Source organism: Roseinatronobacter sp. NSM, from assembly GCF_052379845.1.
Taxonomy (GTDB): Bacteria; Pseudomonadota; Alphaproteobacteria; order Rhodobacterales; family Rhodobacteraceae; genus Roseinatronobacter.
Genome location: NZ_JBQTCF010000080.1, coordinates 1 through 1,996, shown reverse-complemented (window position 1 = coordinate 1,996; position 1,996 = coordinate 1). Strand labels below are relative to the sequence as shown.

Genomic DNA, 1,996 nt, shown 5'->3' with positions numbered 1-1,996 from the left:
TAGATTAAGGCTGAAATTGGAGAGTGCAGAATGTATAAATGCATTCATCGGGCCGAGGTAAGTCCCCTCGCCCATCGCAATTCAATGAACACCCTGCGACCATTTCTGGTTGGCAGGCAAAGGGCCGCTTATGAGCGCACAAGGCAAAGTCATCGTCGGGCAGTATCCGCGCCCGGCTACAAGCAAAACGAAAGGTGGGTGCAGCGCAGGCTGGCTGCACGCCGAGAGGCCTTGACACTTGCTGCCTTGCAGGGCCCCATGATCGATGCCGTTATAACACGCCGCGAAGACGGCACATGGGCGGCCCCGCGAAGACGACAGACCCTGCCCATTGTGGAAGGCGAAGTCCTGCTGCTGCGGACCTATCTGGGGCGGGAAATCGATGACATTCTCTATTGATGGATCACGCCCATGACCCGCGCCGCGATTTATGTGCGTGTGTCCACCTCACGGCAGGCCGAGGGTGAAATCTCTGTGCCCGATCAGATTGCGCAGTGCGAAGCATATTGCAAACGCAACGGCTGGCCGGTGGTGGCGACATTCGTAGAGCCGGGCGCACCCGCCCGCGATGATGATCGCCCGGAATTTCAAGCCATGATCCATCAGGCGACCCGCACCAACCGACCATTTGATGCAGTAGTCGTCCACTCACTCAGCCGTTTTAGCCGCGATTCCGTTCATGCTGGGATTTATACAAACGCCCTTGAAAAAGTGGATGTCAGGCTGGTTTCCATCACGCAGGAAGTGGGCGACGGCGAGATGGGAGCGTTCATTCGCAAAGTCGTGCATTTGATGGATGATTATCAAAGCCGCGAGAATGCAAAGCACGTTCACCGATCAATGCTTGAGAACGCCCGCCAAGGGTTCTGGAACGGGTCCAAACCGCCCTATGGCTATATGACGCAATTCATCGAAAAACGCGGCGCACGTGAAAAGAAGCGGCTGGTTATTCATGATGAAGAGGCGGCGATTGTGCGCAAGATTTTTGATCTTGCCACAGGCACGGAAGGCACGCCTTTGGGCGTGAAGGCCATTGCCAGCTATTTCAATACTCGTGGCATCACGCGGCGTGGCAAGGCGTTTTCGACAGGCGGAATCTACGACATCCTGACGTCGACCACCTACTCCGGCACCCATTATTTCAACAAAACCGATACCCGCAAAAAGACCCAGCGCCCGCCATCCGAATGGATCGCGGTCAGCGTGCCGAAGATCATTGACGAGAAGGCTTTCAACACGGCGCAGGCGCAGTTGCAGAGCCGTAACCCAAAGGCCATGCCACCACGGGTTGTCAATGGCCCGACCTTCCTCGCAGGGCTGGCGAAATGCGGATATTGCGGGCTGGCCCTGATCCAGAACACCGGAAAAGGCGGTGCTTACCGTTATTACTGCTGTTCCAAAAAGCTGAAACAAGGTCCTTCGAGCTGTCGCGGGCTGCGTATGCCGATGCAGAGCCCGCGACAATATCGTGATGGCGCATATTGAGGCGAATATCCTGCCGCCTGATCGTCTGGAGGATATGCTGAAAGATTACATCGCATCAGCCCGTGATCGCGAGGCGGCACCCAAGGCCGCCCTTACCCTAAAGCGCACGCAACTGACGGAAACCAAGGCGGCCATCACCCGCTTGCTGGAACTGGTCGAAAAGGGCTTGGCCGATCTGGAGGACCCCGAATTCCGCGAACGCATGGTGGCCTTGCGGTTCCGCCGCGACGAACTGAGCACTGACATCACTGATCTAAATCGCCGCCTGAATGAGGAACGCCCCGACATCACCCGGGAAAAGCTGAAGACACTCTCAAACTTGCTGCGCAGACAGTTTGACCCGGGGGATCACCAGGTTCGGCAAGCCTATGCCCGCCTGATGCTCGACGAGGTGCGGGTATGGGATGGGGAAATCCACGTCACAGGATCAAAAAGGCGCCTTGCAAAAAAGGCTTCTGACCCGACCGGCACCACTGCGCCCGAGGTTCTCTCTTTTGTTCGGAAATGGCGC

At 57.0% G+C, this 1,996-nt stretch carries 3 protein-coding genes; all 3 read left to right on the top strand.

What is annotated here, in order from left to right; all coding sequences use genetic code 11:
• Window positions 1-258: 258 nt before the first annotated feature.
• A complete protein-coding gene (locus ACTZWY_RS19650; protein ID WP_444792396.1) occupies window positions 259-399 on the top strand; it encodes a hypothetical protein in 141 nt (46 codons plus the stop codon).
• A gap of 12 nt (window positions 400-411) precedes the next feature.
• Complete coding sequence (locus tag ACTZWY_RS19645; RefSeq protein WP_444792395.1) at window positions 412-1,485, top strand: recombinase family protein; 1,074 nt, start codon at window positions 412-414, stop codon at window positions 1,483-1,485.
• The coding region (locus ACTZWY_RS19640; protein WP_444792394.1) for a hypothetical protein at window positions 1,472-1,996 on the top strand (525 nt) is incomplete at its 3' end. The genes ACTZWY_RS19645 and ACTZWY_RS19640, both read left to right, overlap by 14 nt.